The organism is Leucobacter musarum subsp. musarum (genome assembly GCF_001273845.1).
GTDB classification, from domain to species: Bacteria; Actinomycetota; Actinomycetes; order Actinomycetales; family Microbacteriaceae; genus Leucobacter; species Leucobacter musarum.
This window is the reverse complement of sequence record NZ_JHBW01000064.1, coordinates 130,570-156,758: the sequence shown is the minus strand read 5'-3', so window position 1 is coordinate 156,758 and position 26,189 is coordinate 130,570. Positions and strand designations below refer to the sequence as shown.

Genomic DNA, 26,189 nt, shown 5'->3' with positions numbered 1-26,189 from the left:
ATCCGGATCGCCTCCCCTCCTCTCTCCCCTCCCGTGAAAGGCTGTCTCGTGTCTCCCACCCCCGCCGATTCCCGGCTTGTCGCCGATTCTCTCCGGCTCGCCTACGAGGGGCGAACGGTCGTCGATGAGCTCGAACTGACGATTCCCGATGACGGTTTCACCGTGATCGTCGGGCCGAACGCCTGCGGCAAATCCACACTGCTGCGTGCGCTCGCGCGGCTGCTGAAACCCGAGCGCGGCGAGGTGCGTCTCGATGGCCGCCCGATCGAGAGCTACCGCGCCAAGGAGGCCGGGCGAATGCTCGCTCTGCTGCCGCAGCAGGTCGTTGCGCCCGACGGCATCGCCGTGGCCGATCTCGTTGCCCGCGGGCGCTTTCCGCATCAGAAACTGCTGCGCCAGTGGTCGATCGACGATGAGCGAGCCGTCGACCGCGCCCTTGAGGTGACCGGCGTCGACGAGCTCGCCGACCGCAGCCTCGATGAGCTCTCGGGCGGCCAGCGACAGCGCGTGCTGCTCGCCATGGTGCTGGCCCAAGAGACGGATCTGCTGCTGCTCGACGAGCCGACCACGTTTCTCGACCTCGCCCATCAGATCGAGGTGCTCGAACTCGTCAGCGAACTGCACCGCGAAGGCCGCACCGTGGTCACCGTACTGCACGACATTAATCAGGCCTGCCGCTACGCCACGCACCTCGTGGCGATGCGCGATGGCGCGATCGTCGCCGAGGGACCGCCGGCCGAGCTCATGACCGAGGAGCTCATCGAGCGGGTGTTCGGGCTGCGCGCCTCGGTCGTCAGCGATCCCATCACGGGCACGCCGATGGTGGTGCCCCTCGCCGGCCGCTCGGCGCTAGTCGCATGAACGTGCGCACCGAGGGCATGCCGCCCACCCGTGCTCAATCGGCGATCTGGCGACGGGTGCTCGCCGGCGAGTCTCCGGATCTCGTCTCCCCGGTGTGGCCGGCCTTCGGCGAACGCGTCGAGCTCAACGGCGAGGCCCACCGCGAGGTCGTGTTCGTGGCCGAAGCCGAGCGGGCAGGCGACCGGGTGATGATCCACCTGAACGGCACGACCGACGCCCACCGCACCGACATTCGGCCGGCGGTGCTCGACGCGGTGCCCGGCAGCTCCGTACGCGTGATCGATTACCTGCTGCCCGAAGATCTCATCGCGAGCTACCGCTTCGTGTCGCTCCCCGCCGCTGAGCTGCCCGACGACGCGGGCGCGACGCGCGCCGGGTGGCTGCGCGTGCACGACGCTGGAGTGCCCGACCCTCGCAACCCGCGCCGGCTGCCCAATCCGCTCGGGCGCTGGTCGTCGGTGCTGGTCGCCCCCGGCGCCGTCGAGCACCCGGCGTGGGGGTCTGGGGCGGTGCGGACCGCAGGCTCGGAGCCCTTCAGCTCTCTGGAAGAGACGTCGCTGCCACTCGGTGGGGAGTTCGCGGATCGCGTCGCGACGCTGCTCACTCGCCCAAGCTCGGAGGCATCCAGGGCGAACCTGCTCGTGCTCTTCGACGGCGAGAACTGGGAGCGCGTCGGCATTCGTGAGGCGCTCGCTCACCCGGCTGGAGCGGTCGCTCCCAGGGCCGTCGTGCTGGTGCCCTCGGGCACCCTCGAGCAGCGCTCCGCGGTACTGCCGCATCCGGATCGCGTTGCCGACCTGCTCTCAGCCGTACTGGCCGCGCTGCGCACCCACGCTGCTGCTGACGCTCCGCGGATCCCCGCGGTTCCCGCCCCCGATCGCATCGTCGTCGCCGGCCAGAGCTACGGCGGGTTGGCCGCAGCCGCGATCGTCGCGCTGCGGCCTGACCTCGCGACCACGGCGGTCGTGCAGTCGGGATCGTTCCATTTCCGCGCGAGCGAAGCACCGCGACCACCGGCGGGAGAGACGGGAGACCTCGTGGACCGGGTGCGCGAGCTCGCCGACACGAACGCACTGTCGGGTCGGCGATTCCTCGTGCAGTCGGGCACGGAAGAGACCGGCATGACCGAATCTGCGGCGCACTTCGCCGAAGCGGCTCGCGAGGCGGGCGCGCAGATCGACTGGCGCGTCTATGCGGGTGGCCACGATTACGCGTGGTGGCGCACCGGGCTCTTCGACGCGCTACATGCGCTCGCCGACGGGGGCGCCTCATGACGCATCCCCGTCTCTCTCCGCATCGCATCACCGCAGACGGAGCCGACCTCGCGGCCTGGCACCGCGAGGGCAGCGACCCGAAGCTGTGGATGGCGATGGTGCACGGCGCGGGAGTCGACCACCGCGAGTTTCTCCCGATGATCGACCGGATCGATGCGACCTGGAACATCGTGGTGTTCGATATGCGCGGCCACGGTGCGTCACGGCTCCATGACGGGGCGGTCGCCACCATCGACACGGTGATCGACGACCTTGCGGTGATCCTCACCTACGCAGATCGGAACTTGCGGACCGATGGAGGCACCTGGCTGCTCGTGGGTCATTCGTTCGGCGGCAACGTCGCCCAGGAGTTGAGCCACCGGCGCTCCGACCGGGTGCATGCGCTCGTGACGATCGGCAGCCCGGGCCAGCACCGTACCCTGCGGCGAGGCGAACTCTCCGCCATGCGGTTCGCCGGTCATCTCTATCGAGTGGTGCCGTGGCCGCTCTTCGCGCGCTTCGGGGGCTCGTGGTCGAGTCACGACCCCGACACCCGCGCGTACGTGCGGGAGTGCCTCATCGCGACGGGCCGCGCCATCTACCTGCAACTCGGCCTCAGCGGTTTCGAGAGCGTGCACGCTCCCCCGCCATCAGACCTGCCGACCCTGCACATTCGGGGTGAACTCGACATGCCGCAGGCGCTCGATGCCATCTTCGACGAGGTAGTCCAGGCGAACTCCGCGGCTGCGCGCGCAATCATTCCGGCCGTCGGGCACCAGCCGATGCAAGACGCGCCCGACGCCCTGGCGCTCGAGCTCAATCGGTACTTGCGGGGCGCCGGCGGCGCCTGAGCGGTCAGCGGGAGTCGGGCTTGGTCGTTCGACGTTCGTGTTCACCGGGTTCGCGAGGCCCGCACCCAGACACCTACTCAGTCTTCGGACTCGACGCGGGCCCGAAGTCTGCCGCACCGGGTGCGATGCCGAAGAACAGTGGATCACTGGGCGCTTCTTCCCGTGGCAGATAGCCGTTGCCCAGCGTCACGCCACCGAAGATCGCTCGACTCAAGTCGTGACGGTCGCCCGGCCAACACTTCGTCGTTGCCGAAACGAGAACCGAATCGTTCTCAATGAAGGTCACCACGAGCAACGCGAAGTCGGCCTGGTCACGAACAATCACGTCCGTGGACGCGGATGCGCCGGAACCGAGCAGCTGACTTTCGACTTCGAAGCCTGCTCCGGTGAGATACTCCGCGACCTGCTGGCTCAGTGCTGCGTGCTGTGCGGCGTCAACCTCGGTTGTGCGGGTGAGGTCAAACTTGTAGTTGCCTGCGCTGCAGCCAGCACCGGATGGCTGCATCCCATATGCCGAAATCTCCGCGTCCCAAGGACCATCGTCGATGAGCGCTTGCACGTCGTTGGTGACCGTGCGGTAGTCGAGATAGTGCTGCTCAGCTTCGGCGACAAGAGCGTCACCGGTCGGGGCTGGCGGTGCGCATCCGGTGAGAGCGGCTGTACTAACCGCGAGTATCAGGGCAGAAAACCATCGCAGCTTCATCGACGACTCCGCTTGCTGCGCGGTGAGCGACCCGAGAAGAGCGACCGGACGCGCTCCCTCAACGGATCGCCTTCAGAAACGCCCGCGACGAGACGCATCACGCCACCCGCCTGCCCCAGCCGCGAGAGGCCGCTGATGACAGCAACGACCGCAGCCGCAGCCGTCAACGATGTAATCCCCACATTCAGGTCGCGTACGACCAGGGCGGCGGTGCCGATCGCGATCAGACATGACAGCGTCGCGGTGACCAGTCGGGCAAAGATCGGCGGCTCAAAGTTGATGGTGCGAGCGTGCAGCCAGCCTCCATGCCGACGGCTGCGACCACCGTTCTCGTAGGGGAGGCGCAGCCACCACGCGGCTGCCGTCACCAGTCGTCGGCCGGTCCACCACAGGCGAATCAGCAGCTCGATCCCGCCGAGGGCAGCAGCCGTCGCGACGAGACAAATCGCCAGGTCGAGGCCCATCGGAAAGCCACCGAGCATCAACACCGTTCCGAGCAGACCGACCGCGATGAACGAACTGCCGACGGCAACCGCGAACGCGATGAGCCCCAGCCCCCAGCGCCCCCAACGCTCGAAGTCCGCTCGTAACTCGGCAGACGCTCGATCAGCGTCGGCTGGACCACCCTCCCCCGCTCTGGCCGCTTCGATGAGCGATACGGAGCGAGCTTGGATCAGAGTGAAGGCCACGTCCCCAGGCTACCCACCCTCGCTTCCCGACCGCAGACCGCCGACGAGTTCGCGTTGCAGCGGTTAGGCTCGACACCGGAGTTCGACGCCTGATTGATGATCCGGAGGCAGCCGATGTGTGCGTGTGCTGCACTCACCGCTCGGGTCGTCTCTCCAACGATGAAGAATCGGAGTACCAGCGATGTCTGAGCGCTACGCCGAGAAAATCACCCGCACTCGATCACGCCTGCCGACGAGTCGCGCTCATCTCGACGCGAAAGAGGTTGAACGGGCCGTGTTCGGTGTGTTCGGCCATCGAGAGCTTGCATTGCAGATCTGGGCGGACGCTCATACCGCGGGGGTCGACGCGTGGCGCGAGTGTCGACGCCGGATGAGACATGAGTATGGGCCACGAAGCCCTCACGGGAGCTGGGCGATGTTCACTCTCTTCGGTGCGCTCCTCGCCGGAGCCTATGCCGCGGCAGTCGCCAGTGGTGTGCTCCGCGATCCTGACGACTCCCAGATTCTCTTGACGGTTTTGGTGGGCGTGTCCGCAGTCGCAGACCTCGCGGTGCTCGCGACCACCGGATGGCACCCCTGGAACTGGGCCGCCGTGCGCATGCAGATCGGCCTTGCACTGACCCTCGGCGCCGCAGCAGCATTTCAGATCGGCCGATCGGAGATAGGGGCAACACCGCTCGTGATCGCCGGGGGCGTCATCGGAATTGGTGGGATGCTACTCGTTCTGGCCGTACGGGCGCTTCGACCCGAAGAGCGGCTCGAGATCGATACCGTGATCAACGTCGCCGTCGATCGCATGCAAGGGGAGCTCGATGCTCGGGTTGCCGAGATCCAGGCTCAAGCCGCTGCGGCACTCGGACCGGAAGATGCCGAGCGCATCGTCGCCGTGCGGTCGGCGGCCTCGCCGCAGACGGCATCACGCTTGAATCGGTCTCACAGAATACTCCTGCCGGTGGGGTGATGATCTCAGCCCTGACGACCCACTGGCATCCTTATTCGCGCCTTGAGAGATGAGCGAAATCAACTTCACAAGCTTTGCGTCGTAACACTCAGCAGCCGCCTGCTCAGGCCAGCAGCGCGATTCCCGCATCTCGGAGTCGTGCGATATATCGAAGGTCATCATCGGCACGATTACTGTGCGGGTCAGCGATCAGCGTCACGTCTTCCCAATCAGAGCGGGCGAGTTCGTCCAGCGATACCCGGAGTGCGGAGCGACCTGCTTCGATCGATCGCCAATCGAGCTCGCGCACCGCCGCCGCGGTGACCACCGCTTGCAGGTTCGGGTTTCGGCGAATGAACCGGGACGGATAGCCACGGATTTCAATGTCGCCGGTCGCTCCGGTGAGGTCGAGCATCCATTCCGGATCCTCCAACCGCTCGCGATACCACTGTGCATGGCGAACGGTCACCTCAGGGTCGATGGCGTCCAAAGTGGAGTTGAGCACAAGTCCCCGTATTCGACCGGAGAGGGTGACACGGCGGAACTCACAGCCGAAGAGAAATCCGTCGTCCCCGGTGCAGCGCAGCCCGTCGATGGTGATGTCTTCGAACACCGCGCCGTTGAGCGAGCTTGCTTGCAGCTCGAGATCGACAAGGTGCGCACGCACGATTCGGGGCCGTTCGTGGGTGTCTGCGGAGCGGCCAGCCACGCAGTTCACCAGGGTTACCCGCTGGCCAGCGACGTCGGATACTGTTTCACCAGGCTCGAGTCGACGATCACGGAACACCGTCCGTGGTGGGTTTCGACGAGCTCGCGTGCTGAGGAGTTGTTCGGCGGATTCGTTCGCCGCAGACGCCAGTTCTTCCAACGTCATTTGGGCCGAGTCTGCGGTACTTGACATCACACCTGGGATCACGGTCAGCTGGCGTTCCTGCCCGATATCCGGTCCTGCAGCAATGACGCCATCGGCTACCAGGTGCGCGCTCTGCAGCCCATTCAAGAAGTCGACGGAGGCTGCCTCCGATCCTTGGCTTGACGTCAGCATGAGGAGGCGTTGCGGTGCAGAGTCGCGAGTCTCGGTGGCCACTATGTCAATCTCTCCTCGCGCAGCAAGGATGCGCGCTCCACCCGCGCGGATGACGGCTGCGGGCAACTGCGGCGCTGCGTTTGGGCCGCGCCGCCTGCGTTTCGCGACCGTCAACGTGGTCAGCGAGACTAGCGACTCCATGGGGGCGCGGGCGTTTCCCACGGCGACGATGTCGCCGTCTTCGCCGCGTAGGTAGGTGTTGTACTTGCCAATCTTCGCGGTCAGCTGGCGCGTGATCGCTGGCCCTGCCAGGTCAATTTCGGTCAGCGCGTGGTCGGTGAGCAGTAGCGCTCTGCCAGCCGAGAGTCCAAGAGCGTCGCGAAGCGTTCCTCGGAGTCCCGACAGCACATCCCACTGCCCGGTGCGCAGGTCGAGAATTCCGAGCCGGTAGCTCGCGCGGCCTTCAACCCACGAAGTGAGCAACACGCGTCCGTGAAGCACGACGGTGGCCGAAGCGAAATGATGCGCGGCGTCTTCCGGCACCGGCACTCGAAGTTGTCGGGGAATGAGAGGCGCGTTTGCTCGTTGTGGCTCCACAGACCTCAGGGTACCGAGCCTTCCTGGTGCCGGATCGCGCAGCCGCGACGTTGAGGGGTTGCGGCGCAATGCGCTCACCTGCAACACAGCCGCAATTTACTCTGACCTGGGATTTTCCACCACGACAACGCGGCACCATAACGCTCGCTTACACTCGCAGAAAAAAAGTATGAAGTTTTTTGTGACATTTTCCGAACTTGTGGTCTCTTATAGGTAGAACTCACGATGAGCTCGACCCCGCATGGGGTTCCGCGACACACAGATCGGAGCATCTCATGACCGAGAACCAGAAGCACACCGTCGACGCCACGCCCGCCGATGTCGCCGAGGCCGTTAGCCCTCATTCAGGCGCCGTCGAAGCGACCGCAGGAACGCCGCGGCCGCGCGTCGACCGCGCGAAGTCGACCACTGCCCCTGCAGCTCCGAGTGACGTGCACACCGAAGGCAAAACCATCATCTCCGATGGCGTCATTGCCAAGGTCGCCGGCATCGCGGCGCGCGAGGTTCCTGGCGTGCACGCGCTTGGCGGCGGTGGAGCCCGCGCGTTCGGCGCGATCCGCGATGCAGTAAACGCGACCGATCTCGGACAGGGCGTGAAGGTCGAGGTCGGCGAAACGCAGGCCGCCGCAGACATCACGATCGTCGTTGCGTACCCCGCTCCGATCCATGAGGTTGCAGAGCGCGTGCGCTCCGCCGTGGCCGGCGCAATCACCCAGTTGGCCGGCCTCGAGGTGGTCGAGGTGAACGTCGAGGTGAACGACGTGCACGTGCCGGGCACGGAAGATGACGACGACGTTGAATCGCGAGTGGCGTAATGAGCGCGACCGTCGTCGGCGCCCTCATCGGCGCGGTGCTGGCCATCTCGGCGCTCGTGTTCGGCTTCTGGGGGTTTCTCCTGGTCGCACTCTTCATGACGATCGGGGCTGCCATTGGGCGCATCGCTTCGGGGAAGCTCGATGTGCGTGACCTCGCGGGAGCCCTCTCGGGGCGGAAGACCTCGTAATGTCTGCCAACGAGAGCGCCGCACGGGGTGACACCCGCGGGGGTGACGCTGCGGGCTCCTCGGCTGTGCCGGGTCGTGTGACGGTGCGCGACAGCGTGCTGCAGAAGCTTGTCACGCACGTCGTCGCCACCGCCGTGCACAGTAGTTCTCGCGACGTGCGGGTCCACGCCGCCGCGTCACTGGACGGTGTAGTGATCAACGCCCGCGTGCCGCTCCCCGTCCCTGCACTCGGTGACTCTGGCGCGGTGCAGCGCAGCCCAACGGTGATGGAACTCGCCGAGGCCGTGCAGCAGCAGGTTGCCGCCTCCGCAGGGGCGTCACTCGGGCGCCCGGTGTCTCGCGTGAATCTCACTATTGACCGTGCCTGTATTCCCCTGCAGAGGAGGGTGCGATGAGTACCAGTTCGCTGAGTCGTGTGGTGCGTCGAGAGACGCACTCACCCCGTACCGTCGCGATGATCATCGCTGTGGTGATCTTGATCCTTGCGCTCACGTATGCGGCGCTCGAGATCATACTGAGCCTCGCGGGTCAGCCCGCACTCTTGGTCGGTCCCGCGGCAGCGTTCGGCTGGGTCGTCGGCTTGCCGACCGAGGTTCCCGCGGGCGTAACGATCACCGCCGGCATCGTCATCGCACTGCTTGGACTCGTGTGTATCGTGCTCGCGCTCGCGCCGGGACGCCTGTCGAAGCACGAAATGCAGTGGGGTGAGCGACGCGCAGTGGTTGCTGACAACGGCGTGATCGCAGCAGCCATCGCGCAACGGGTGAGCGACGAACTCTTCGTGGCTCGAGGTCGCGTGCGCGTCGGTGTCGGACATCGGGTGATCGATGTGTCGGTGACGCCCGAGGCGGGCATAGAGATGGAGAAAGATCGCGTGCGCGTCGTCGTCGACAGCGAAATCGAGGAGTACCGTCTGCGGACGAAGCCCCGGGTGTCGGTCCGAGTGAACCAGCAGCAGCAGGAGGCCACACCATGAATCGGACGAATCGCGTGGTGAATCGCCTCGTGCTGTTCATCCTCGGCGCGGTGCTCGCCGCGATCGGCGGGCTGCTGATCCTCACGGCGAGCATCCCTCAGGTTTCTGACACATGGGCCGGCATCGGCGGCGATACAGAGCACTGGATCTCCTCAGCTTGGGACGCCACGGCGATTGCGGGTACGCAACTCGCCTGGATCGCCCTGGCATTGGTTGCCGCGCTCCTGCTACTCGTCGTGCTGCTGACGGTTCTGGTCGCACGCACGATCCGCGGTCGGCGGCGCACCGCGCTGCAGGCGACCGCCGGCGAGAACGAGGCAGGCCGCATCGTCGTCACCGAAGGCTTCGCCGCTTCGGCCGTGAAACAGGCGATCGATGCGCACGACGAAGTCTTATCGAGTCGCGTGACCGCGAGCGAAGTCGCGGGCGACCCCGTGCTGCACGTGGCGATCACCCCGCGGCAGAACACCAGCCCGCGTCAGATCGCAGCGATGACCGACGAACTCGTCGAGAATCTTGCGACGCTCACGGGCCAACAGCTCGACACGTTCATCTCCATCCATACCGGCATCCGCGCTCGGCTCGCCCGAGACGAGCGGCGGGTGCACTGATCCCTCGCTAGCGAACCCGCTGGCGAGTCTCACCACGAAAGGAACCCATCATGGGACTCGACGACAAGATCAAGAACGCTGCGCAAGACCTCACCGGCAAGGCGAAGGAAGCGATCGGTAATGCGACCGACAACGACAAGCTCGCCGCTGAGGGCAAGGCCGATCAGGCCAAAGCACAGGTGAAGAAGGCCGCCGAAGACGTCAAGGATACGTTCTCCAAGTAAGGCCGTTCCCGCCGCAGTGCCGGGTATCCGGGCCAGCTCTGGCCGGGCCCCCGGCACTGCGCGTTACCGCTGAATGGTGCGCACACTCGCGCGGGCTCCCGAGTCCCGCTAGCGGTTATAAGTGGTGACCCCATCGACCTCGGGGACACTCACCCACGCGCCCAACTCCGCACTGCGCACCGATGCGTCGACGAGCTCCGAAGCCGACCAGCCGTCTGCGACCGAAGGCGCCAGCTGCTCGTTCTCGATCACCGATCGGATGAACAGCGCGGCTTCGATCGTCTTGAGATCGTTGAATCCGATGCCCGGGCCCGCGTTCGGCTGGAACCGACCAAACTCGCCGAAGCTCGTATCCGTCAGTACGGTCTGGTACCCGCGCAGGTCTGTCGCAACCTCGAGCTGATTCATGCGCTCGAAGTTCCAGCGGATCGAACCCTGCGTGCCGTAGACCTCCAAGATGTATTCGGCGTGGGGGCCGATGCCGACGCGCGTCGACTCGAAGTACCCCACGGCCCCGTTCTCGAATCGCGCCAGCGCTGCGGCATAATCCTCGTTCTCCACGTCTCGCAGGGTCGTCGACGCCTCACCCTTCGCGAAGCTGTTCGCCGAGTTGCCGGCCGGGAGCGGGCGCTGCGGAATGAAGGTTTCGGTAATCGCATTCAGCGACTCCACGCGACCGACGACGAACTGTGCGAGGTCGAAGCCGTGAGAGAGCACGTCGCCCAGTACGCCAGTACCGGCACGCTCTTTCTCGTACCTCCAAGTGAAGACTTGCTGTGGGTCAGATGCGTAGCTCGTGAGCAGTCGCATCTGCACATTCGTGATCGTGCCGAGTTCTCCGCTCCGTACGAGTCGACGCGCTTCAGCCACCGCAGGCGCATGGCGGTAGTTGAATCCGACCGCCGTGATGAGACCGGCTGCCGCCGCGCCCTGCGCGATCTCGCGCGATTGGGTCGCGCTGATGCCCATCGGCTTCTCGATCCAGAAAGGTTTGCCCGCCGCGATCGCCGCGAGAGCGACCTCGTGGTGCAAGAAGTTCGGTGCGCAGATCGAGACAACGTCGACGTCGGGGTGCGCCAGCAGCTCGTGATAGTCAGCCGTGGTCTCTCGGAACCCGAGCGCGTCGGCAGCGTGTTGGCGACCCGACGCATCGGGATCCGCCGCAATCACCAACTCAGGGTGGCGTTCAAGCTCAGGAAAGAACTGGCTCGTCGCCAGGTACGCCCGCGCATGTAGGCGCCCCATCCATCCCACCGAAATCAGCCCGACGCCAATGCGCTCGTTGCTCACCATTACGACTCCTTCGTCTTCACCTGCGATGTTTCGGCGTTCGTTCGCTGACGCCTGCGCCAGGTTACGTCTGGCCTCGACGTGCATGGCTGTCTCAATCTGGAACAGGTTCCGATGCTCGCCAGTTGCTGTACTGGGGTGCAATCGGCGACGCAATGCTGACAATGGAGTTCGAACGTCATGTCGGCTCCACCGAGGCATTCGTCTTCTCATCCCAACGAGAAGGAATGAATACCAGAATGGAAGACTCACCCCAGGCCGACCTCCGCAGCGCGCGCTGGTTCGCCCCGCACGATCTCACAGGCTTCGTGCACCGCACCGCCATCCAGGCAGAGGGCTTCTCGGGCTTCGCCATCAAGGATCGACCGGTGATCGGCATCGCAAACTCCTGGTCGGAACTCGTCAATTGCAACATTCACTTCAAGCTGCTCGCCGACTCGGTGAAGCGCGGAGTGTTGATGGCGGGCGGACTGCCGCTCGAATTCCCGACCATCTCACTCGGCGAGAGCCTCATGAAGCCCTCCGCCATGCAGTTCCGCAACCTCATGGCAATGGACGTCGAAGAATCGATCCGCGCGTATCCGCTGGATGCGATCGTGCTGCTCGGCGGCTGCGACAAGACGGTGCCTGCCCAGCTCATGGGTGCGGCAAGCGCCGACATCCCCACGATCATGCTGACAGGCGGCCCCCAGGAGCCCGCGGTCTTCCGAGGGAAGCAGCTCGGCGTCGGTACCGATACGTGGAAGTACGCCGATGAGTTGCGCGCTGGTCGCATGACGCAGGCCGACTTCGACGAATTGGAGGCGTCAGCAAAGCCGACTGCAGGTCACTGCAGCGAGATGGGCACCGCTTCGACGATGACCTCGATCACCGAGGCGCTCGGCATGTGCTTGCCGTCGACGGCAGCGATCCCCGCCGTGCACGCCCGGCGGGCGCAAGCGGCCGAGGCGACCGGACGACGTGCCGTCGAGATGGCGCTCACCGGCGGGCCGACGCCGCGCGAGATCCTCACTCCCGATGCGTTCGACAACGCGATTACCCTGCTCATGGCGGTGGGCGGTTCCACCAACGCCGTGCTGCACTTGCTCGCGCTCGCACGCCGAGTCGGGTACGAGCTCGATCTCGACCGCTTCCACCAGATCTCGGAGCGCACGCCGCGCATCGTGAACGTGCGGCCCTCTGGCGAATACCTCGTGCAGCAGCTCTTCAATGCCGGCGGCATCGGCGCAGTGCTGAAAGAACTCTCACCGCTGCTCAAAGGCGACGCCATTACGGTGACCGGTGAATCACTCGCAGCCGGGTTCGCGAACGCGCCCGAGCCCGATGGCGAGGTCATTTCGAAGCTCGAGACCCCCTTTGACGCCTCCGGCGGCATCGCGGTGGTGCGCGGATCATTGGCACCGAAAGGCGCGGTTATCAAGCGCAGTGCGGCGAGCCCCGAGCTGCTCACGCATCGCGGGCCCGCGGTCGTCTTCGATGACATGACCGACCTCGGTCGACGCATCGACGATCCCGATCTCGACATCACCGAGGATTCGGTGCTGGTGCTGCGCAATTGCGGCCCGGCCGGCGCACCGGGCATGCCCGAGTGGGGCATGCTCCCCATCCCGGAAAAGCTCTTGAAGCGTGGCATCCGCGACGTCGTACGCATCTCGGACGCTCGCATGAGCGGCACCGCCTTCGGCACCACGATCCTGCACGTTTCGCCCGAGGCGGCGGCAGGCGGCCCGCTGGCTGTGGTGCGCGACGGCGACCCGATCGTGCTCGACGTCTCCACCCAACGCCTGGATCTCGACATTCCGGCAGATGAACTGGAACGGCGCCTTGCCGAGGTCGAGCTGCCGCCCCGCAAGTACAACCGTGGCTACGGGCGTCTCTTCGTCGACCATGTGACGCAGGCCGATGAGGGCTGCGACTTCGACTTCTTGCACGCCATTCCCGATGAAGAACCGCAGCGATTGCCCTACGGTCTCTTCACCGGTTGGCAGGGCGGCTGGTGACCGGCCGCTTCTGAGGCCGCGCGCCTCAGCCCTCTCCACAGTATTTCTCCTCCTGGCGCACCGCATCCGCGTGCGGTGCGCCAGGTCTTCAATGACGACGACAGCGAGTGAATCTCATGGCAACACAGCAGCAGGCGGTCGAACCCCCGCTCGACACCACCACCATCAATCGACTTCAGGGCAATATGGGCGTGGGAACCCTCGCCATGAGCGTGCTCGCGTTCTCATCCCCCCTGGCGACCGTCGCCGGCACCATGCCGGTGCTCCTCATGTTCGGCGGCAACACCGCTCCGGCGATCTACCTCATCATGACGGCGATGCTGCTGATCTTCTCGGTCGGTTTCGTACTGATGAGTCGCCGCATCGAGAACCCCGGCGGTTTCTACTCGTTCGTCACTGCTGGGCTCGGCAAGGCGGCTGGACTCGGCAGTGCATTCCTCGCGCTGGTCGGATACCTCTTCATCGGCTATTTCGCCCCCGTGTTCTTCGCTGTCACCATGAGCGGCTTCGTCGTGCACACGCTCGGCGGCCCCGACATTCCCTGGTACTGGTACGCCCTCGCGATCATTGTGCTGACGACATTCTTCGCCTACAACCGCATCGACCTGTCGGCGAAAGTGCTGACCATTGTGATGGTGCTCGAGGTGCTCATCATCGTCGTGTACGACGTCGCCGCGTTCGCGCACAACGTGACGAGCGGTGCCGACTTCTCGGTATCTCTGCCGCGCCCCAGCGACGCGACGTTCGGTCTCGCGCTGCTCTTCGCCATCGGCAACTTCTTCGGTTTCGAAGCCACGGTGATCTACCGTGAAGAAGTGAAGGACCCGGCCCGCACCATCCCGCGCGCCACGTATCTCTCCGTGCTCGGCATCGGTCTCTTCTACGCGGCCACCGCCGCCGCCTACGTGGCGTTCTTCGGCACCGACGGCGTGCAGACCGCCGCGACGACTGACACGGCGAACCTGTTCCACAACTCGATCGTGCTGCTGCTCGGCAAGATCTTCGCCGACGTCATGACGATCCTGCTTATTACCTCGACACTCGCCTGCATGCTGTCGATCCAGAACATCGCGGCCCGATACGGCTTCTCCCTCGCACGGGATCATGCGCTGCCGCGCGCGCTCGGCCAGGTGCACCCGAAGCACAATTCGCCGTACCTGTCTGCGCTCACGGTGGGCGTCGTCTGGGCGCTCGCGACGATACTGTTCGCGGCACTCAGCATGCCTCCCGAGCAGCTCTACGTTGTGGCCAGCGGGAGCGGCACGTTCTCGGTGCTGCTGCTGATGTTCATCGCGAGCGCCGCCGTGTTCGTCTACTTTCTGCGCAAGCGGCGCAGCGCCCCTGAATCGGTGTGGAAGTCGCTGGTCGCGCCAGCCATCAGTGCCGTGTTCCTGGGCGTCGTGACCGTGGTCGCGATCGCGAACTTCCCCGAGCTGGTCGGTGGCTCCGGGGCCATCACCGTGATCTTCATGGGGCTGACGTTCGCACTGTTCATCGGTGGCTTCCTCTACGCACGCGTGTTGCGCACGCGACGGCCAGACATCTACGCGCGCCTCGGGCGCCAGAAGTACTAGGCGGAGCGATGCTCCAGGGAACCGTTGGGCCGCAATTCGGCCCCTACGGCGGGCGGTACATTGCCGAGTCACTCGTGACTGCCGTCGATGCCCTCGCCGAAGCGTATGCGTCCGCGCGCAAAGACGCCGACTTTCAACAGCGGCTCTCCGATCTTCTGCTCGACTACTCCGGTCGGCCGACGCCACTCACCGAGGCCGCGCGACTCTCCGAGCACCTCGGGGGCGCGACGCTCTTGCTGAAGCGCGAAGATCTCAACCACACCGGAAGCCACAAGATCAATAACGCTCTCGGTCAGGTGCTGCTCGCACAGCGTCAGGGCAAGAGCCGGGTGATCGCGGAGACCGGTGCCGGGCAGCACGGAGTCGCGACCGCGACCGCCGCAGCACTGCTCGGTGTCGAATGCGTCGTGTACATGGGCGCAGTCGACGTCGAACGACAGGCGCTGAACGTCTCGCGCATGCGACTACTCGGCGCGACGGTCGTACCCGTGTGCACCGGCACGGCAACTCTGCGCGATGCGATCAACGAGGCGTACCGCGACTGGGTGGCAACCGCAGACGGCACGAACTACGTGTTTGGCACCGCCGCAGGCCCCCACCCGTTTCCGACGATGGTGAGGGATTTTCAACGCGTCATCGGTGACGAGACCCGAGCGCAGGCGCTCGCCCGACGGGGTCGCCTCCCCGACGCCGTCGTCGCGTGCGTCGGGGGCGGCTCCAACTCGATCGGCATGTTCGAGGCGTTTCTCGACGACGCAGACGTCGCTCTCTACGGGTTCGAGGCGGCCGGTGATGGTGTGGATACGCCACGTCACGCTGCCACGCTCACGCGTGGGCGCCCCGGGATTCTGCACGGAGCCCACTCCTACTTACTGCAGGACGAGGATGGGCAGACGCTCGACTCGCACTCGATCTCTGCCGGCCTCGACTACCCCGGGGTCGGTCCGGCGCACGCGTGGCTGCACGACAACGGCCGCGTCTCCTACGGCCCGGTCACCGATGCAGAAGCCATGGAAGCCCTCCGGCTGCTCAGTCACACCGAGGGCATCATTCCAGCAATCGAATCCGCGCACGCCGTCGCCGGGGCGATCTCACTGGCGCGTGATCTCGGGCCGGGCCATGACCTCGTCGTCTGCCTCTCGGGCCGCGGCGACAAAGACATGCAGACTGTGAACGACTGGTTCGCTCTTGCCTAAGCCTGCCTAGCCTGGGAGCGGCAGTGCGTCGACCAGTCGCTTCAACGTGAGAGCAAGTTTCGACTCGGCTGCTCGGCCCTCGGCCAGAACATCGAGATGATCGATCGGACCGCTCAGCCCGGCCGCGGCGTTCGTCACGAGCGACACCCCAAGCACCTCCATCCCGAGTGATCTGGCGGTGATCGCCTCAAGCGCTGTCGACATCCCCACCAGCTGACCCCCGAGAATGCTGAGCGCACGGATCTCTGCGGGTGTTTCGAAATGTGGGCCCGGAAGTTGCACGTAGATGCCTTGCTGCAGACCGGGTTCGACCTGCCGCGCGATCGAACGCAACCGTTCGCTGTACAGATCGGTCAAGTCGACGAAATCAGCGCCAATGAGCGGGGAGACGGCGGTGAGGTTGAGATGGTCACTGATGAGCACGGCGTCGCCGACGGAGAACGTCGGGTCGATTCCGCCGGCGCCATTCGTGAGCACTGCAGTGCGAGCCCCGGCTGCTGCTGCGGTGCGCATGCCGTGCGCAACGGCCTGCACTCCTCTGCCTTCGTAGAGGTGCGCGCGTGCACCGATCACCAACGCGTGCGCGCCGCTCTCGAGACGTATCGACTGAATCACCCCAGAATGGCCCGGCACCCACCCCCCGGAAAAACCCGGAATCTCCGCGGCAGGAAGCACCGCGACCACGTCTCCCAGCGACGCAGCGCTTTCGCGCCATCCGCTTCCCAGAGTCAGCACGATGTCATGCTGTTTGACTCCCGATAGGCGGGCGATGACATCAGCCGCCGAGTGGGCCTCGTGCAGAGCTTGGGCCAGATTGATGCGCGTACTCATTCGCTGCCTTCTTGATGTTCTTCGGGAGAGGTGCGCGCTGGGTCGAGCGCGAGTGCGAGGTGCTGACCCGACAGGTCAGGATCGATCTGCGACACCTGCATGGTGCAGCTGAATCCATCGGTGAGCACGAGCGCCCCCTCGGGGGCCTGCCGCAGTGCCGGCACAATGGAATGCTCGGCCACTTGCATCGACATGTCGAAGTGCTCGGACTCGAAGCCGAAGTTGCCCGCAACACCGCAGCACGATGAAGACTCCACAATCTGCGGCACCCCCCACGCACCGAGTACGCGTTTCTGCGCGCCGGATCCAAAGACCGCGTGCTCGTGGCAGTGCGTTTGCAGCACCGCTGCCTCGGGCGCTGGTGCTGTCGGGGTCCAGCCGCGCTGCACGGCTTCGTCGACCGCGACCGAGAACGAGCGCACTCGTGCAGCCACGCGGTCAGCGGCTTCGCCGCCCACCATCTTCGGCCCCTCGTCGCGGATAGCTGCGGCGCAACTGGGCTCGAGCACGACGATATCTCGATCTGTCCCGTCGTCGAACCGTCGGATCAGGCGCTCGAGCCTGCGGCGAGCGCCATCTCGCTGACCGGTCGAGATCCAGGTGAGGCCGCAGCAGGCGTCTGCAGTGCATCCGACCGTTCGGCCGGTGTCGCCGAGCACGCGCGCGGCAGCGGGAATCGCTTCTGGGCGGAATGCCTTTGTAAAGCTGTCGGCGAAGATGAGGATCTCACCGTTCGAGTCAAACGCCGCCTCGTCGAGATGTCTCCGGATATCGCTGCGCGAGCGGAAGGCCGGCAGGCGCCGATTCGCGCTCACACCGAGCCAATCGGCGACCCGGCGCAGCAGTCCGATCCGGGCCCCGATGTTGGCGATGCTCGAGAACCAGCCGATCAGCGGCAGCCAGCGGGGCAGCCAACCGATCGAGTAGTGCGTGAATGGTCGAATGCGACCTCGGTAGTGCTCGTCGATGAGCTCCGACTTTGCTTCGGCAATGTCGACTCCGGTCGGGCAATCGCTCGAGCACGCTTTGCACGAGAGGCACAGGTCGAGGGCGTCGCGCACCTCGGGCGACGACCAGCCGTCGAGGCTGTTCTTGTTCGCACGGGTGAGCTCTTGGAGTACGCGCGCCCGACCGCGCGTACTGTCTTTCTCATCCTTCGTCGCGCGGTAACTCGGGCACATGAAGCCACCGCTGGTCGCGCGACAGCGGCCGACGCCAATGCAGGCGTGCGCATTGCCGACGTAGGGGCTCGCGAGCGGCAGACGGGTGCGCGACTGGATCGAGAGGCCCATGGTCACCGTCTCGGTGATGACCGATGGTTCTCCCAGAGTCGGGCCGGGCGCAGGGGTTCCTTCCAGTGCGAGCGCGTCCGTGAAGGCGTCAGGGTCGACGATGATGCCGGGATTGAGCAGATTATCCGGATCCCACACCCGCTTGAATTCGGCGAACAGGTCGAGCATCTCGGGCGAGTACATCACGCTGAGGAGCTCACTGCGGGCGCGACCGTCGCCGTGCTCGCCCGAGAGCGACCCTCCGTGTGCGACGACGAGATCAGCGGCCTCCCGCGTGAAGGCCTCGAAGTCACGCCTGCCGTGTTCGCTCCGCAGGTCGTAGTCGAGTCGCATGTGCACGCACCCTGCGCCGAAGTGGCCGTACATGAATGCCGAGTACTGGTACTTCTCGACGAGCGGGAGCAACTCCGACAGGTAGTCGGCGAGCCGGTCGGGGGCCACCGCCGAGTCTTCCCAGCCCGGCCAGGTCTGCTTGCCATCGACCCGGCGAGATGAGAGCCCCGCCCCGTCTTCGCGCACGCGCCACAGCTTCGCGCGGGCCGCAGGATCCGTGACGACCGCGGAGTCGGTGACGCGGCCAGCCGCACCCAGAGCGACGAGCAGCTGCTCGCAGCGCTCACGCGCCTCGGCGACATCATCGGCGGAGAACTCCACCATGAGGAAGGCTTCTCCGCTCGGCAGCCCGTCGACGCTTTCCGGCCCTCGCCGATGTCGCATGATCTCCACGATCGACCGGTCGAGTCCCTCGATCGCGGTTGGCTTACTGGCCAAGATATCCATCACGTCGCGCGCGGAATCAACGGTATTGGCGTACCCCAGGCACAGCAGCGCGGTGGTCGCCGGTCGAGGAACCAGCCCGACTCGGGCACGAGTGATGACGGCAATCGTTCCCTCGCTGCCGGCCAGGGCCGCTGCGACGTCGAACCCCTCTTCGGGGAGCAAATGACCGAGGTGGTAACCCGACACCTGCCGTGGAATGGTCTGCAGTTCGACGCGGAGCGCCGCGAGATGCGCCTGCGCCAGGTCGCGCAGTTCTGCAGTGAGCTGCTCTGCGCGAGCGGTCGACTGCGCATCCTGAGGATCCACCGCGGTGATGCTTCCGCGCGCCAGCCGCAGGTGGGCGCCATCGAGTGTGACCACTTCGACTTCGCGCACATGTTGCGTCATTCGACCGTAGGCGACGGAGTGGTTGCCGCACGCATCATTGCCGATCGAACCACCGACCGTCGCACGGCTGAGCGACGACGGGTCAGGAGCGAAAGTGAGTGCGCCCGCCGTGATGCGTTCAACGAGTGTGCGCAGTTCGCCGAGCACCACCCCGCCTCCGACCCACACGGAGCGGTCGTCGAGATCGATCGTGTCTACGTCGATGAAGCGGCGCGACAGGTCGACAATGATCCCGTGACCGACGGCGTTGCCCGCCATCGAGGTGCCGCCTCCCCTGGTGGTCACCGGCACGCCGGCGGCGCGTGCTGCGCGCATCACCGATCTCACGTCGTCCACGGTTCGTGGGAAGACGACGGCTTGCGGGCGGATGCGATAGTTGGATGCGTCGAAGGAGTACTCCGACCGTCGGCGGGGCGCATCGTCGACGTCTATGCCGCGCTCCCGCAGTTCGGCCAGCAGCTGCGTCGCATCCGCCGCTGCAATCGTCAGATTCGACATACACGTACCCCAATCACTGCTTACTCCCGCAGTGTATGCAGCCGTCGGGGTGCCCTACGTGTACCAAAACAGGACGGGGCACCGCTGCTCGCGCAGGGCACCCCGTCCTGTGGTTCGTCGCGCTACTCGGCGAAGTCCGCGACGTTCTCCTTCGTGATCAGGGTGAACGGCAGGGTGTAGCGATCCTTCACGTCGTCGCCTTGGAGGAACGAGTGCACGACGCGCACCGATTCTTCGCCCTGGCCGGCCGAGTCCTGCCGCACGGTCGCCGACATGTTGCCGGCCTCGATCGCGGATACGGCGGCAGGTGTGCCGTCGACTCCGACAACGGCCGCGATGTCATCAGTCCGACCGGCGTCCTTGATCGCCGAAGCCGCTCCAATGGCCATCTCATCGTTATTCGCCACTACGGCGTCGATCTCGCCGGTACCGAAGCGCTGCAGCGTATCTTCCATGTTGCGCTTCGCCTCGTCGCGGCTGCCCTTCGCCTGGAACTCGGCCACGGTCTTGATGTTGTCGTTGATGGTCTCGTCGTACCCCGACTTGCGGCGGTCCGTCCACGAGGCGCCGTAGATTCCTGCGGCGAAGACGACGTTGCCCCCGTCGGGCAGCAGGTCGTTGAGGTACTCGGCCTGCATCTGGCCCGCGAGCGTATCGTCGACACCGATGTAGCTCTCGTACTTGATGTCGGCACCTTCGGCGAATTCGGTCGACAGGATGAAGAGCGGCACGCCGGCATCGATCACGCGATTGGCGGCGTTCTGGCTCGCCTCTCCGTCGAGCGGTTGCAGAATGACGGCGTCGACCTGGCGCGTCAGCAGATCTTCGACCTGATTCAGCTCGCTGGCGACATCCTTCTTCGAATCGGTGACGTGCAGGCTGACGCCCTCGTCTTTCGCGGTGCTTTCCATCGCTTCGACCATGTGGGCGAGATCGGGATCCTGCAAGTCGAGCACCACCACGCCAATGTCGTATTGCTCACCGTCGCCGGAGGCCGCGGCATCGCCCGAAGCTCCATTCGCGCATCCGGTGAGCGCAAGGGCGGAGACTGCAATCAGAGCGGCTACCGTAGACATGCGTCGTCGCATATTCATGGGTGTTCCTTTCGAAAGTGGGTACAGCGGGGAGGGGGTCAATCGGACTTCCAACGGTTGAGCAGCACGGCGAGCGCGAGAATCAGGCCCTGCACGCCCTGCTGGTAGTAGCTCGAGACGCCCAGCAGGTTCATGCCGTTCATCACGACGCCGAGCAGCAGCACGCCGATAACGGTGCCGCGGATCGTGCCGACGCCGCCGAAGAGGCTGGTGCCGCCGATGACGACTGCCGCGATGACCTGCAGCTCGTAGGTCAGGCCGGCGGTCGGTGCGGCACCGTCAAGGCGAGCGGTCAAGACGAGGCCGCCGAGTGCCGCGAGGCAGCCACCGATGAGGTAGACCGTGAACAGCACGCGACTGACCGAGATGCCGACCTTCTTCGACGACTCCTCGTTGCCGCCGATCGCGTAGACGTGCGATCCGAACTTCGTGCGGCTGAGCACGAAGTCGCAGAGCAGGGCTGCCAAGATAAAGATGATGACGGGCACCGGAATCGGGCCGATGAAGCCCGAACCGAGCCACTCCGCCGGGCCGCTCAAACCGGACACGACCTGACCATCGGTGATGACGAGCGCAGCCGTACGGGCGATCGCCATCGTTGCGAGCGTTGCGAGGAACGGGAGAATCTTGCCCCACACCACCAGCGCCGCGCTCAAGAACCCGACGAGCAGACCGACACCGAGTCCGACGACGAGCGGAATCCAGAGTGCATTGCCGCTCGAGGGTGCCAGGATCGCGAACACCATGCCTGCGAGACCGACCACCGAGCCGACCGACAGGTCGATTCCGGAGGTGATCATGATGAATGTCATGCCCAGTGCGATGATGCCGATGATCGACGACTGCCGCACCACATTGACGAGGTTCTCAAGGGTGAGGAAGTTCGGGGCGGCAACCGCGAGGAAGATGAGCACCGCGGCAAAAATGATGAGGATTCCGTAGTCGCCCACGAAATGCTTGACGCGCATCGCCGGCGATGGCCCGTCTTGATTCGACTTGCGCAGCATGACTGCGACCGTGTTGGTGTTCATGCGTCGCTCCCGATCGTCGGTGCCTGCTCTGCTGGGTGGGAATCCGAGGTGCTGCCGATGCGGCGGCGCTCGGCGGGGATGTCGACCTCGGGCGCTTCGTAACCGTCGAGAGTGCCCTGTGAGATCAGGTGCGCCACTTCAGACTCGCTGACCTCGTCCATGCGGAATCGGCCCACGACCTCGCCCTGCCGCATGACGGCGCAACGGTCGGCGACGGCGAACGCCTCATCGAGACGGTGCGTGATGATGATCACGGCGATGCCGAGGTCCTTGAGCTTCTGCGTCACCTCGATGAGCTTGTCGACTTTCGCAACGGAGAGGTTGGCGGTCGGCTCGTCCATGATGATGAGTTTCGCGTCGAACGCGAGCGCGCGGCCGATGGCCACGGCCTGTCTCTGCCCGCCCGACAGCCGCTTCACCTTGAGTCTCGGATTGATCGGGATGTCGAGGCGCTCGAGCACGCGGTTCGTCTCGCGCTCCATCTTTTTCTTGTCGATCACGCGAACCAGGGGCCCGATGATGTTCTTCTGCGGCTCGCGTCCCAGGAAGATGTTCGTGCGCACGTCGAGATTGTCGGCGAGCGCGAAGTCCTGGTAAACCATCTCGATGCCGGCGGAACGCGACACCGCGGGGCTCGGAAACGACACGGCGTCTCCGTCCATGCGGATCGTGCCGTGATCGGGCTGGTACACGCCCGTGAGCACTTTCATGAGCGTCGACTTGCCGGCGGCGTTGTCGCCCAGCAGGGCGAACGTCTCCCCCGGCAGCACGTCAATGCTCACTCCCCGAAGCGCGGTTACGGCCCCGAAGGTTTTCTGAATGTTGTTGAGGGCGACCAGCGGAGTGGTCGCTGAGGGTGCGTCGGTCATGTCATCCTCGTCGTTGATGGATCTCTGGCCCCGCTGAACTCACGCCGTGTGCGACGCGGCTTCTGCGGTTACTCAACTATCAGCGTCACGACGCGCCCGGTTTTGTACCGCTTTGAGACACCACCCACCGAACTGAGCCCGCACGCAGCAGCGCCCCCAGGAAGCTCTTCACCGGCTTCCTGGGGGCGCTGCTGGGCGCTGCTGCCGATTACACGCTCTGGCGTCCCAGGCGCGCGTACACCTCCGGCTTCCGTCGACGCAGATACACCGCGTATGCGATGCCGCCGAGGAAGAGCGCGAATGTGAACGACATGAAGATCACCGTCATCCCGACCGAGCCCTCGATGAGTGAGGAGAAATTGGTAATTGCCAAGTACGTCACCCCACCGAAGAAGACCGCACTGATCGCGGGGGTCAACAGCACTTTCCAGGCGGCGGTATTGCCTCGTGACCCTCGTCTCAGGAAGAACACGAAGATTGCCACACTCGTGATGAAGAGGAGCAGCAGCACGGAGAACGTGCCACTGCCGCTCGCCACCGGATAGATGTTCTCAGGCGGCACTCCGATAACAGAGAAGAGCACGGTCGCGGCCGCCCAGAGCAGCCCGACCGAAAGCGCAGAGAGGTGCGGCGAACGATGCTTCGGATGCACGCGAGCCAAGCCCCGCGGCAGCACATGGTCGACGGCCAGCGAGAAGCTGTAGCGCGCAGCAATGTTCTGGATCGAGAGCATGGAGGCGAGAATCGAAGTCATGAGCAACACCACGGCGACATCGGCAAAGATCCCACCGGCGAGGTCGCGCAACGCATCGTCAAACAGATTCACGGTGTTCGCCTCGGCAGCGCCTTGCACATTCGCTCCACCGAGATATGCGATGTATGCGATCGCGGCAATGGCGTAAAACACTCCGATACCCACCACGGCGAGGTACGTCGCCCGAGGAATGGTGCGCTCCGGATCCTTGACCTCTTCACGGTAGATCACAGTCGCTTCGAACCCAAAGAAATTACCCACGGCGAAGAGGAGCGCGAGGCCAATACTTGCGTCGGTCAAACTGGGAAGCGCGAGCCCGAGTCCCCCGGTAGCTTGACCGTCGGAGTTCACGAATGCGAGGACGTCAAATACGACGACGACGACGACCTCCAAGATCATCACGGTCGTCAGCACTTTCGCTGAAAGGTCGATGCGGTTGTAGGCGAGGAAAGTGGTCACGGCGATGATAGCGAGCGCGTACCAGTACCACGGGATGTCAGGGCCATTCAGGGCGTCGACGACCCACCCCTGGAGGGTGATCGCGAAGAGCGACGGCGCAAAGAATCCGATGAATACATAACCGACCAACGCGAGGAGGGCGCCGCCGAGACCTGCTGGCTTCCCGAGCCCAGCTGTGACGAATGCGTAGAAGCCGCCCGGATTACTCACGCTGCGGCTCATGCGAACAAATCCGACGGAGAATATGACCAACATGAGCGTAAGCAGCAGATAGATGGCCGGCGCGGTCTGCCCGCTGAAGATGAGCAGCACGGGGAGCGTCCCAGCTACTGTCGTCAACGGTGATGAGAACGCGAGAACGCTCATTACGAGCTCGCCGACTCCCATGTTCCCCTTGAGCGAAGTCTTATTCGTCGCGGGACCGGAACCGACTTCAGCCGTTTCATCCGTTGAGACTTTTTGTGTTGCGCTTGTCATGAAATCCTCGTCATTGAACGATCTTGCTTGCAGAGTAACCCTAGATACGGTGACGTGCACGCGAATGTCCCACCCTGAAACACGCAGGGGCCGGGCGCTGCTGCACCCGGCCCCCGTCAGAAATTCTGCAGGATCACCCGGCGGTGACCCCCATGCGCTTCAGGTCGACGACGTCGTTCAACGGTTCTCCGACCTTCCACTTGCGCAAGTTTGCCGCGAAGCACTCTGCGACGCGCCCACGCCATCCGACGAGGTCGCCCGAGGCGTGCGGGGACACGAGAATCGTCGGCCGTGACCAGAAAGGGTGTTCGACGGGCAGCGGTTCCTGCTCGAACACGTCGAGCGCTGCCCCAGCGAGACGCCCGGAATCGATGGCGTCAAGCAGGTCTTGCTCGACGACGACGGCACCGCGGCCCACGTTCACCAGTCGCGCCCCCTGACGCATCATGGCGAATCGCTCACTGTTGAACAGTCCTCGCGTTTCCTCGGTCAGCGGCATCGTCAATACGACGTCATCAACCGTGCCGAGGAGCTCATCGAGCTCGGAGAACGCGTGGATCTCGCCGAGGCGATCATCGATGCGGGCCGAGCGGCCAACCACCGTCACCTCCATTCCCGCCCCGCGGAGCAGCAGCACGGTCTCCTGCCCGACCGGGCCGGGGCCGACAACGAGTACCTTGCGGCCAAGGATCGGTTCTGTCTCGCGATGCAGCCACGTGCGCTCGAGCTGCAGCTCAACGGTGCGTCGCAGGTCTTTCGCGAACATGACGATGACTCCGAGAATCCATTCGGCGATCGGCCGTTCGCACACACCACGCGAATTGCTGACCACAATGTCGCTGTTCACAATCTCTGGCGTGAGCAGTACATCGACACCGATGCTCGAGGTATGAATCCACTTCAGATCGCCCGGGCCGACTTCGCGAAGCAGCGGCGTTCGGAAGTCGTTCAAGAACAGAATTTCGGTGCCGGGCTGCGCTGCCCGGAACTCCTCAGCTGTCCTGACGACCGTCACCTCGGCCTCGTTCGCGAACGAATCCATTGGCGGTACGGGTCGCCCTTCGGGCACGATGAGCATCGCGCGGGGGTGGGACATGGTGCTCCTCCTGTGTTCTTCGGTGGTCTTCGATCGACTCGGGCACGGCGGCTTAGGCGGCCGACGTGCCGCCGTCCACATACAGTGCCGCGCCGGTCGCGAACGTCCCATCAATCGCGAGGAAGTAGATCGACCTCGCAATCTCTTCAGGGGTCGACAACCGCTCGAGTGGCACGCTGAGCTCTTTCTCTCGCCGCGCATGCCCCGGATCGGGAGCTACGCTCAGCCCCTGCTGCATCATGGGGGTATCGATCGGGCCGGGGCAGACAGCATTCACGCGAATGCGCGGTGCGAGCTCGATCGCGAGGCCTCGGGTCAGACCGACAACCCCGGCCTTCGATGCGGAGTAGTGCACGAGCCCCGGGGCCCCCATTGCGGCGAGATCCGAAGCCACGTTCACGATGCTTCCTCCCGACTCCCGCAGGTATGGAATCGCCTCCCGCGAGACGTAGAACGTGCCTGAGAGGTTGGTGTCGATCACCGCTCGCCATGCGTCGCCGGTAATGTGCTCCGCCTCGGTGGCGGCCGCCACCCCCGCCGCGTTGATCACGATGTCGATGCCGCCGAGCGCGCTGGCCGCGCCATGCACGGCATCGATCACGCTCTCCTCATCAGCGACATCGACGGGCAAAGCAATCGAAGTGCCGCTCAGCAACGATCGCACCCGCTCCAACTCGGTCGTGCGCCTCCCGAGTAGCGCGACACTCGCGCCGCGCGCACTGAAGAGGCTGGCGGTCGCTTCTCCGACGCCCGATGAGGCCCCGGTGATGAGCACGCGTGCTCGGTCGATCTGGATCTTGGCCGATCGTCGCTGCATCGTCTGATC

General features: G+C 65.0%; 25 protein-coding genes. 13 read left to right on the top strand and 12 right to left on the bottom strand.

From position 1 onward, the window contains the following. Window positions 1–48 precede the first annotated feature (48 nt). The 3 genes from CH42_RS02705 to CH42_RS02695 are packed head-to-tail and all read left to right on the top strand — an operon-like array spanning window position 49 to window position 2,965. Complete coding sequence (locus tag CH42_RS02705) at window positions 49–861, top strand: ABC transporter ATP-binding protein (protein WP_053351672.1); 813 nt, start codon at window positions 49–51, stop codon at window positions 859–861. Then, window positions 858–2,135 (top strand): enterochelin esterase domain-containing protein, encoded by a 1,278-nt coding sequence (locus CH42_RS02700; protein WP_082309251.1) that lies wholly within the window; start codon window positions 858–860, stop codon window positions 2,133–2,135. The genes CH42_RS02705 and CH42_RS02700 overlap by 4 nt, the downstream gene beginning before the upstream one ends. Beyond that, window positions 2,132–2,965 carry an alpha/beta fold hydrolase gene (locus tag CH42_RS02695; protein ID WP_053351670.1) on the top strand — a complete coding sequence of 278 codons (834 nt, stop codon included), beginning with the start codon at window positions 2,132–2,134 and terminating at the stop codon, window positions 2,963–2,965. Before CH42_RS02700 ends, CH42_RS02695 begins: the two co-directional genes overlap by 4 nt. A 73-nt stretch (window positions 2,966–3,038) precedes the next feature. Here the strand turns inward: CH42_RS02695 and CH42_RS02690 are convergent, their stop codons facing one another. Together CH42_RS02690 and CH42_RS02685 are read right to left on the bottom strand one after the other, a co-directional pair. Then, window positions 3,039–3,668 (bottom strand): hypothetical protein, encoded by a 630-nt coding sequence (locus tag CH42_RS02690; RefSeq protein ID WP_053351669.1) that lies wholly within the window; start codon window positions 3,666–3,668, stop codon window positions 3,039–3,041. Continuing rightward, window positions 3,665–4,357 carry a hypothetical protein gene (locus CH42_RS02685; RefSeq protein ID WP_053351668.1) on the bottom strand — a complete coding sequence of 231 codons (693 nt, stop codon included), beginning with the start codon at window positions 4,355–4,357 and terminating at the stop codon, window positions 3,665–3,667. The genes CH42_RS02690 and CH42_RS02685 overlap by 4 nt, the downstream gene beginning before the upstream one ends. 415 nt (window positions 4,358–4,772) lie before the next feature. Here CH42_RS02685 and CH42_RS02680 point away from each other — a divergent pair, with 415 nt between their 5' ends. Next, window positions 4,773–5,318: a hypothetical protein gene (locus CH42_RS02680; protein WP_053351667.1), complete on the top strand. Its 546-nt coding sequence runs from the start codon at window positions 4,773–4,775 to the stop codon at window positions 5,316–5,318. A gap of 103 nt (window positions 5,319–5,421) precedes the next feature. Here the strand turns inward: CH42_RS02680 and CH42_RS02675 are convergent, their stop codons facing one another. Continuing rightward, complete coding sequence (locus CH42_RS02675; protein ID WP_156322447.1) at window positions 5,422–7,008, bottom strand: hypothetical protein; 1,587 nt, start codon at window positions 7,006–7,008, stop codon at window positions 5,422–5,424. Between the two features lie 188 nt (window positions 7,009–7,196). Between CH42_RS02675 and CH42_RS02670 the strand changes: the two genes are divergently transcribed. From CH42_RS02670 to CH42_RS15885, 6 genes are read left to right on the top strand one after another with little or no spacing between them, the layout of a single operon-like run. Next, window positions 7,197–7,736 carry an Asp23/Gls24 family envelope stress response protein gene (locus CH42_RS02670; protein WP_053351665.1) on the top strand — a complete coding sequence of 180 codons (540 nt, stop codon included), beginning with the start codon at window positions 7,197–7,199 and terminating at the stop codon, window positions 7,734–7,736. Continuing rightward, a complete protein-coding gene (locus CH42_RS02665; protein WP_053351664.1) occupies window positions 7,736–7,924 on the top strand; it encodes a DUF2273 domain-containing protein in 189 nt (62 codons plus the stop codon). Before CH42_RS02670 ends, CH42_RS02665 begins: the two co-directional genes overlap by 1 nt. Continuing rightward, window positions 7,924–8,319 carry a hypothetical protein gene (locus CH42_RS02660; RefSeq protein ID WP_053351663.1) on the top strand — a complete coding sequence of 132 codons (396 nt, stop codon included), beginning with the start codon at window positions 7,924–7,926 and terminating at the stop codon, window positions 8,317–8,319. The genes CH42_RS02665 and CH42_RS02660 overlap by 1 nt, the downstream gene beginning before the upstream one ends. Then, a complete protein-coding gene (locus CH42_RS02655) occupies window positions 8,316–8,900 on the top strand; it encodes a DUF6286 domain-containing protein (protein WP_053351662.1) in 585 nt (194 codons plus the stop codon). The genes CH42_RS02660 and CH42_RS02655 overlap by 4 nt, the downstream gene beginning before the upstream one ends. Continuing rightward, window positions 8,897–9,511 carry a hypothetical protein gene (locus tag CH42_RS02650; protein WP_053351661.1) on the top strand — a complete coding sequence of 205 codons (615 nt, stop codon included), beginning with the start codon at window positions 8,897–8,899 and terminating at the stop codon, window positions 9,509–9,511. Before CH42_RS02655 ends, CH42_RS02650 begins: the two co-directional genes overlap by 4 nt. A gap of 50 nt (window positions 9,512–9,561) precedes the next feature. Next, window positions 9,562–9,735 (top strand): CsbD family protein, encoded by a 174-nt coding sequence (locus CH42_RS15885; RefSeq protein WP_075205211.1) that lies wholly within the window; start codon window positions 9,562–9,564, stop codon window positions 9,733–9,735. A 108-nt stretch (window positions 9,736–9,843) separates the two neighbouring features. Here the strand turns inward: CH42_RS15885 and CH42_RS02645 are convergent, their stop codons facing one another. Next, window positions 9,844–11,028, bottom strand: a complete 1,185-nt coding sequence (locus tag CH42_RS02645; RefSeq protein ID WP_053351660.1) for a Gfo/Idh/MocA family protein — start codon at window positions 11,026–11,028, stop codon at window positions 9,844–9,846. Between the two features lie 236 nt (window positions 11,029–11,264). On the opposite strand from CH42_RS02645, the gene CH42_RS02640 reads away from it, so the two are divergent. The 3 genes from CH42_RS02640 to trpB all read left to right on the top strand — a co-directional run bounded on the left by CH42_RS02640 (window position 11,265) and on the right by trpB (window position 15,795). Next, complete coding sequence (locus tag CH42_RS02640; RefSeq protein WP_053351659.1) at window positions 11,265–13,025, top strand: IlvD/Edd family dehydratase; 1,761 nt, start codon at window positions 11,265–11,267, stop codon at window positions 13,023–13,025. 116 nt (window positions 13,026–13,141) lie between these two features. Next, on the top strand, window positions 13,142–14,599 hold the full coding sequence (locus tag CH42_RS02635; RefSeq protein ID WP_053351658.1) for an APC family permease: 1,458 nt from the start codon (window positions 13,142–13,144) through the stop codon (window positions 14,597–14,599). 8 nt (window positions 14,600–14,607) lie between these two features. Continuing rightward, a complete protein-coding gene (trpB, locus tag CH42_RS02630; RefSeq protein ID WP_053351657.1) occupies window positions 14,608–15,795 on the top strand; it encodes a tryptophan synthase subunit beta in 1,188 nt (395 codons plus the stop codon). Window positions 15,796–15,801: 6 nt separating this feature from the next. Here the strand turns inward: trpB and CH42_RS02625 are convergent, their stop codons facing one another. The 8 genes from CH42_RS02625 to CH42_RS02590 form a co-directional block, all read right to left on the bottom strand. Then, entirely contained in the window at window positions 15,802–16,626 is an 825-nt protein-coding gene (locus CH42_RS02625) for a purine-nucleoside phosphorylase (protein ID WP_053351656.1), read from the bottom strand. Then, window positions 16,623–19,583: an FAD-binding and (Fe-S)-binding domain-containing protein gene (locus CH42_RS02620; RefSeq protein WP_053351655.1), complete on the bottom strand. Its 2,961-nt coding sequence runs from the start codon at window positions 19,581–19,583 to the stop codon at window positions 16,623–16,625. Before CH42_RS02620 ends, CH42_RS02625 begins: the two co-directional genes overlap by 4 nt. Before the next feature lie 122 nt (window positions 19,584–19,705). Further along, on the bottom strand, window positions 19,706–20,677 hold the full coding sequence (locus CH42_RS02615) for a sugar ABC transporter substrate-binding protein (RefSeq protein WP_053351654.1): 972 nt from the start codon (window positions 20,675–20,677) through the stop codon (window positions 19,706–19,708). Window positions 20,678–20,715: 38 nt separating this feature from the next. Further along, a complete protein-coding gene (locus CH42_RS02610; protein ID WP_193392064.1) occupies window positions 20,716–21,708 on the bottom strand; it encodes an ABC transporter permease in 993 nt (330 codons plus the stop codon). Continuing rightward, a complete protein-coding gene (locus CH42_RS02605) occupies window positions 21,705–22,577 on the bottom strand; it encodes an ATP-binding cassette domain-containing protein (protein WP_053351653.1) in 873 nt (290 codons plus the stop codon). The genes CH42_RS02610 and CH42_RS02605 overlap by 4 nt, the downstream gene beginning before the upstream one ends. Window positions 22,578–22,785: 208 nt before the next feature. After that, entirely contained in the window at window positions 22,786–24,156 is a 1,371-nt protein-coding gene (locus CH42_RS02600; protein ID WP_053351719.1) for an APC family permease, read from the bottom strand. 244 nt (window positions 24,157–24,400) lie between these two features. Next, on the bottom strand, window positions 24,401–25,363 hold the full coding sequence (locus CH42_RS02595; RefSeq protein ID WP_053351652.1) for a D-2-hydroxyacid dehydrogenase: 963 nt from the start codon (window positions 25,361–25,363) through the stop codon (window positions 24,401–24,403). 52 nt (window positions 25,364–25,415) lie between these two features. Further along, the gene (locus CH42_RS02590) at window positions 25,416–26,180 is read right to left on the bottom strand and encodes an SDR family NAD(P)-dependent oxidoreductase (protein ID WP_053351651.1); all 765 of its coding nucleotides are present in this window, start codon (window positions 26,178–26,180) and stop codon (window positions 25,416–25,418) included. Window positions 26,181–26,189 lie beyond the last annotated feature (9 nt).